Origin of the sequence: Pseudoalteromonas sp. NBT06-2, from assembly GCF_002276045.1 — a bacterium.
In the GTDB taxonomy this organism is placed as follows: Bacteria; Pseudomonadota; Gammaproteobacteria; order Enterobacterales; family Alteromonadaceae; genus Pseudoalteromonas.
In genome coordinates this window covers 1-6,001 of sequence record NZ_NQMR01000137.1, presented here as the reverse complement: position 1 = coordinate 6,001, position 6,001 = coordinate 1, and the positions used below count along the sequence as shown (strand labels likewise).

At 34.7% G+C, this 6,001-nt stretch carries 6 protein-coding genes; 5 read left to right on the top strand and 1 reads right to left on the bottom strand.

Annotation, left to right across the window (positions count from 1 at the left end; all coding sequences use genetic code 11):
• The first annotated feature begins 21 nt into the window (after positions 1-21).
• From CJF42_RS20565 to CJF42_RS20555, 3 genes are all read left to right on the top strand, one after another.
• Positions 22-360, top strand: a complete 339-nt coding sequence (locus tag CJF42_RS20565) for a winged helix-turn-helix transcriptional regulator (protein ID WP_252097683.1) — start codon at positions 22-24, stop codon at positions 358-360.
• Entirely contained in the window at positions 344-1,285 is a 942-nt protein-coding gene (nudC, locus tag CJF42_RS20560) for an NAD(+) diphosphatase (RefSeq protein ID WP_095368466.1), read from the top strand. Before CJF42_RS20565 ends, nudC begins: the two co-directional genes overlap by 17 nt.
• A gap of 73 nt (positions 1,286-1,358) precedes the next feature.
• Positions 1,359-2,528: a cystathionine beta-lyase gene (locus tag CJF42_RS20555; protein ID WP_095368465.1), complete on the top strand. Its 1,170-nt coding sequence runs from the start codon at positions 1,359-1,361 to the stop codon at positions 2,526-2,528.
• A gap of 47 nt (positions 2,529-2,575) precedes the next feature.
• Here CJF42_RS20555 and CJF42_RS20550 read toward each other — a convergent pair whose 3' ends face one another.
• A complete protein-coding gene (locus CJF42_RS20550) occupies positions 2,576-3,595 on the bottom strand; it encodes a LacI family DNA-binding transcriptional regulator (protein ID WP_095368464.1) in 1,020 nt (339 codons plus the stop codon).
• Between the two features lie 302 nt (positions 3,596-3,897).
• Between CJF42_RS20550 and glk the strand changes: the two genes are divergently transcribed.
• Together glk and CJF42_RS20540 are read left to right on the top strand one after the other, a co-directional pair.
• The gene (gene glk, locus CJF42_RS20545; protein WP_095368463.1) at positions 3,898-4,881 is read left to right on the top strand and encodes a glucokinase; all 984 of its coding nucleotides are present in this window, start codon (positions 3,898-3,900) and stop codon (positions 4,879-4,881) included.
• A 30-nt stretch (positions 4,882-4,911) separates the two neighbouring features.
• A complete protein-coding gene (locus tag CJF42_RS20540; protein ID WP_095368462.1) occupies positions 4,912-5,934 on the top strand; it encodes a LacI family DNA-binding transcriptional regulator in 1,023 nt (340 codons plus the stop codon).
• Positions 5,935-6,001: the final 67 nt, after the last annotated feature.

The following is a 6,001-nucleotide window of genomic DNA, read 5'->3' as shown; positions in this document are numbered from 1 at the left end:
TGTTTAAATAATCTGATTGGTATGAGAGGGTCAAAAACAGGTAAACCGATAATGGCCCTTTTTGATTTATTAGGTCGTACATGGAGCTTAGGTATTGTATGGCAATTAAGTTTTGGTGATGCCACCTTTAGAGAATTGCAAAAAAGGTGCGAAGATATCTCTCCTACATTATTAAATAATAGGTTAAAGGAATTAATACAGCTGGATATTGTTGAAAGAACATCATTAGGCTATGGGCTCACTCATCAAGCAAAAATGCTTGCTAATTTAATTAAACCTATGGGGGATTGGTCACAAACTTGGGCTGAAAACTATCAAAATAAGAATGATGTAAGAGATGATGATGCTAAAATATTGTGAAATGAACTTAGATCGTGCTTCTAACTATCGAAAAGATACTGCTTGGCTAGAAGATAAAAAAAAATATAACAGTCAATGGTTAGTGATGTTTGAAGATAAAAACTTATTTTGTACTCAAAAAAATGAACCTGTATTTTTAACATTAGCCGCTTTATTAAATCTAAAAATAGATAAACAGTTACTTTCAGAAGCCATTTTTATTGGCTTAGAGGGAGAGGTTTCATATTTTGTTTTAGATCTCACAAACCTCAATGAGCAAGTATTGAATAAAGCGAACCAATTGGGTGAATTTTATGATATTAGACAATTTGGCCCCAGTATTGAAAATCAATTAGCGTCAATTTTGATATTAGGGCGTGCTTTGTGTTATTGGCATAGAACACATAAATTTTGTGGTCGGTGCGGTACAGTTAATAAACTCGTTGAAGCAGGACATAGCCGAACTTGTACCAATCAAAATTGTTTACATCAAACATTTCCTAGAACAGATCCTGCAGTGATCATGTTAGTACAGAAAACTTTTTCGGATGGCATAGAGCGTTGTTTATTAGGGCGACAAGCAAGCTGGCCTAAAGGTGTATTCTCGACTTTGGCTGGATTTGTCGATCCAGGTGAGACGCTTGAAAAAGCGGTACAAAGAGAAGTGTTTGAAGAGTCGGGAATTGAAGTCGAAAATGTAAAATATATCGGGTCACAGCCATGGCCTTTTCCCTCCTCAATTATGTTAGGTTTTATTTCAACAGCAGTGAGCAGTACTATTGAGGTGGATCAAGATGAACTAGAGCAAGCTAATTGGTTTACTAGAGCGCAGTTAAAGCAGTTTACAAATTGGGGTGATGAAAGTGAAGGTTTTAAATTACCGAGAAAAGATTCTATTTCACGTTTTCTAATAGATTGCTGGATAAATTCACCTGAATTAGCTTAATATTGTTGTTACAGCTTTTAAGTAAAATTTTTAAATGTCACAATAATATATAAATAATATGGACCAAATAAAAATGAAAAATGAAACAAAAATTGTTGCCGCAGGGAGAAAAAAAGAATTTACTCAAGGTGTTGTAAATCCGGTTGTTCAAAGAGCATCAACAGTGGTATTTGATTCAGTTGCAGAGATGCAACATGCAGTTAAAAATCGTGCTAATGAAACATTATTTTATGGCCGTCGCGGCACAACAACTCACTTTGCATTTCAAGATGCGATTACCCAATTAGAAAATGGTGCTGGCTGTGCTTTATACCCGTGTGGTACTGCAGCGATCACGCAAACGATTTTGTCTTTTGTTAAAACGGGCGATCATATATTAATGGTTGATAATGCTTATGAACCTACCAGGGATTTTTGTGACAAAATTCTAAAAAATATGGGAGTTCAAATAACTTATTATGATCCTATGATAGGTGAAGGAATTGAGGCTTTAATTCAAGAAAATACCAGTATCTTATTTTTAGAGTCACCAGGCTCATTAACCATGGAAATCCAAAATGTACCAACATTGACTGATATTGCACATAAACATGATATGGTTGTCATGTTAGATAATACTTGGGGTAATGGCTTTCATTACAAGCCTCTTGATTTTGGAGTCGATATTTCAATTCAAGCAGCAACTAAGTATATAGTTGGTCATTCAGATGTTATGATGGGGGTTGCGGTTGCAAATGAAAAATATTGGGAGCAATTAAGAGAGCATTCTTATTTATTAGGACAATGTACTTCACCTGATGACGCATATTTAGCACTTCGTGGTTTAAGAACAATGCCAGTAAGATTAAAACAACATGAAACGAGTGCGATAAAGGTTGCTAAATGGCTTGAAAATCATCCATTAGTTGATCATATTCGTCATCCTGCTTTTGAATCTTGCCCAGGGCATGAATTTTTTAAACGAGATTTTTCTGGAAGCAATGGTTTATTTTCGTTTGTTATGAAAAACGGTAATCAAAAAGCAATTACGGCTATGCTCGATGGAATGCATCATTTCAAAATGGGATTCTCATGGGGTGGTTTTGAGAGTTTGATCACTGCAAACCTTTCAATTAAACATTTACGTTCTGCAACCGGCTGGGATAAAGGAACATTAATTCGTTTGCATGTTGGTCTTGAAGATGTTGAAGATTTATTAGAAGACTTAGAAAGTGGGCTTAAAAGGTATCAAGCCCAGTTATAAGTTGTTTTAAAGTTAATAAAACCAGATTTCCTCAGATTTATCTGGTTTTATAAAGTTGAGCCGCGAACTATCAGTTCTGGCAACAATGAATTGAGTTCAATTTCTTCACCATTAATCAACCTAAGTAAATTTGTCACTAACATTTCACCAGCTTTAGATGTATTTTGCTGAACCGTTGTTAAAGGGGGGTTAGTGAAACTGGCAATAGGAATGTCGTCAAAACCTATCACAGAAACATCCTCAGGTACTTTTATACCAGCTTCAGTTAACGCTTTTATGGCGCCAATAGCAATCAAGTCACTGGCGGCAAATAACGCATCAAATTTTATATTGTTGCTGATCAAATATTTCGTAGCATGAAACCCTGAATCATCAGTAGAGATTGCATTGGCAATTTTTCTAGAATCCATTTCGAATTGATGTTTTTTAAATTCATCATTAAACCCATTAAAACGGGCAAAAAATTCAGGGCTGTGCTCTGATGCATCACCAATAAATGCGCAACTTGTACGTTTAATATTAATCAAATGTTTTGCTGCTAACTGGCCGCCATGATAATTATCACAACTGATGGATAGGTTAGGGCTTTGCACTACTTTTGCACCCCAACAGACAAACTTAGTGCCTTGCGCCATCAGTTTATCTAACTTTTCTTGGTAATCAATAAAGTCGCCATAACCGAGTAATATTATACCATCGGCTCTATGGCTATCTTCATAATCAGCATGCCAATCTTTACTTGATTGCTGAAATGAAATCAGTAAGTCATATCCGACATTGGCACAGGCTCTGGTAATAGAGCCTAACATAGCAAGAAAAAAAGGGTTTATTTGAGAATCGTCCTTTGTAGGGTCTTCAAATAATAATAAAGCCAATGTACTACTTTGTTGTGTGCGTAAATTACTGGCGTTTTTATCAACTTTATAATTAAGTTCTTTGGCGACTTTATGAACTTTTTCACGCGTTTCCTCATTAACTAACGGGCTATTACGCAAAGCGCGAGAAACTGTTGATTGTGATACTCCTGCATAATGTGCGATATCAAATGATGTTGCTTTGCCTTTCATTATTATTCCCGTGAGCGTTTTATACATATTTTTCTAACAGTAGAATAAATGTTTTTTCAACTTAATATTACATTATTTTTAAAGTTTAGCCTTTTTTATATTAAAAAGGGCATGACACCGGTGTCACAATGGAGGTATGATATTGTTAAGAGATTTTGTGGCTTAGTTTACATTGCTTTTAAAAGATATAAACAAAAATTTAAAAGTATGTATAAATAACCATCAACTATCGAGAGATAAGGCTTTTAACTGTGGTTAACCACATTAGATTTTTCAAATAAATATATTAAAGAGAGAATAATATGCATCACGACAATACATTTGAACCTATTGTTGTAGCTGATATTGGCGGGACAAATGCACGATTTGCTTTAGTTACTGAGTTTGACAAAAGCACAATGAAATTTAAGATTGAGCAATCTCAAACCTATCCGAGTGAAAATTATTCTTGTCTCGAAAGTGTATTAACGCATTATCTTGAATTTGTATCATCTTTCGCGCCTAAATATGCGTGTTTAGCTGTTGCAGGGCCAATAAAAGGTGAGTCAGTTAGATTGACTAATTTAGGTTGGAATTTTGTCGTAAGTGATATTAAACAAGCGTTTAACTTTGAAAAATTAAGCGTGATAAATGATTTTGCCGCTTTTGCATATGCGTCACCTTATCTAGATAAAAATGATAATGTTTCAATTAAATCAGGCCTATGTTCAGGACAAGAAAATATCGCAGTAATTGGACCTGGAACCGGTTTTGGTGCTGCAGCATTGGTTATCAATAATGATCACCAAGCAGTATTAAGCTGTGAAGCCGGTCATATTAGTTTAGCTGCGGTTACACCATTACAATTTGAATTATTAGCACAATTGAAAACTGAGCATGAGCATGTGTCAGTTGAAACTGTATTTTCAGGTATTGGCTTAACACGTTTATATAAAGCAATGGCTCAGGTTAATCAAATAAATGCTGAAAATTTAGACCCTGCACAAATTACACAAAAAGCACTTGATGGTAGTTGTGAAATTTGTATTCAAACACTAGAAGAATTTTGCTCTTGGCTAGGTTGTGTTGCTGGAGATCTTGCCTTAACTTTTGGTGCCAGAGGTGGTGTATTTATAGGCGGTGGCATTTTACCTAGAATGAAACAGGTGTTATTAGATAGTAAATTTTCTGATAATTTTATAAAAAAAGGCATCATGACTAATTTTGTACAAGATATTCCGGTTACTTTAGTGGTGCAAGATAATATACCTTTAATTGGCGCTGCGGCTTGTATCGTAAATCGATAAACATGATTAAATTTTTTAAAAGAGAATTCAATGAGTAAAGCAACGATAAACAGTGTTGCAAAATATGCTGGTGTATCTAAAAAAACAGTATCCCGAGTATTAAATGAAGAACCAAATGTGAGTACTGCAACTCGAGAAAAAGTACAACAAGCATTTAAAGATTTGGATTATAGACCTAATCCGATTGCACGTGGATTGGCCCATAACAGAAGTTTTATCATTGGTTGTATCTATGATAATCCTAGTAAAAGTTACATCACTCGTGTTCAAACTGGTGCGCTTTTGGCGTGCCATGAAAAAAATTACAATTTACTAATTCACCCTTGTGAATTAAGAGGTCAAGCTTTACTCGATAATATAGATGCTTTAATCCGTAGAACGCGTTTAGATGGTTTGGTTTTAACACCGCCTTTCTCTGATCAAAAAGATATACTAGAATTTTTAAAAAGTAAAAACATTCCTTATGCGAGGGTTGCCCCAGGTACATTGGATGATGACTCTATTTCAGTGCGTAGTAATGACGAGCAAGCCGCTTTTGAAATTACAGAACTTTTAATTTCTTTAGGTCATAAAGATATTGCATTCATCAAAGGTCATCCTGATCATAGCTCTACTACATTAAGGTTCTCTGGTTATTTAAAAGCACTGAAAAAGAATAATATTGAATTTAAACCTGAATTAGTAGATGAAGGTAATTTTAGTTATCACTCTGGTGAAGATAGTGCTCGTAAAATATTTAATTTATCTAAAAAACCATCAGCAGTATTTGCGTCAAACGATTATATGGCTGCTGCGGTTTTAAAAGTTGCTTCACAGCTTTCTTTGAAAGTACCTGAGCAAATATCTATTGCAGGTTTTGATAACGCACCAATTGCCCGTCATATATGGCCTGGGTTAACAACAATAGCTCAACCAGTCGAAAAAATGACTTACACAGCCATAAGTAAATTAATCGAACAGTTCACTGAACAAGATGAAAAAATACCTTTGCATCAAGAAACATTAGAAGCGCAATTAATTATTAGAGAATCAACAGATAAAGTTAAAAGCTAAATTTATTAAAATTTACGGAGTTAATCTGCGGTTTTATTCTTTTAAAAAATGTATCTATACCTAGAGT

Coding starts and splice junctions, on each gene's coding strand:
- CJF42_RS20565 (WP_252097683.1), top strand. CDS start 22: ATGAGAGGGTCAAAAACAGGTAAACCGATAATGGCCCTTTTTGATTTA.
- nudC (WP_095368466.1), top strand. CDS start 344: ATGCTAAAATATTGTGAAATGAACTTAGATCGTGCTTCTAACTATCGA.
- CJF42_RS20555 (WP_095368465.1), top strand. CDS start 1,359: ATGAAAAATGAAACAAAAATTGTTGCCGCAGGGAGAAAAAAAGAATTT.
- CJF42_RS20550 (WP_095368464.1), bottom strand. CDS start 3,595: ATGAAAGGCAAAGCAACATCATTTGATATCGCACATTATGCAGGAGTA.
- glk (WP_095368463.1), top strand. CDS start 3,898: ATGCATCACGACAATACATTTGAACCTATTGTTGTAGCTGATATTGGC.
- CJF42_RS20540 (WP_095368462.1), top strand. CDS start 4,912: ATGAGTAAAGCAACGATAAACAGTGTTGCAAAATATGCTGGTGTATCT.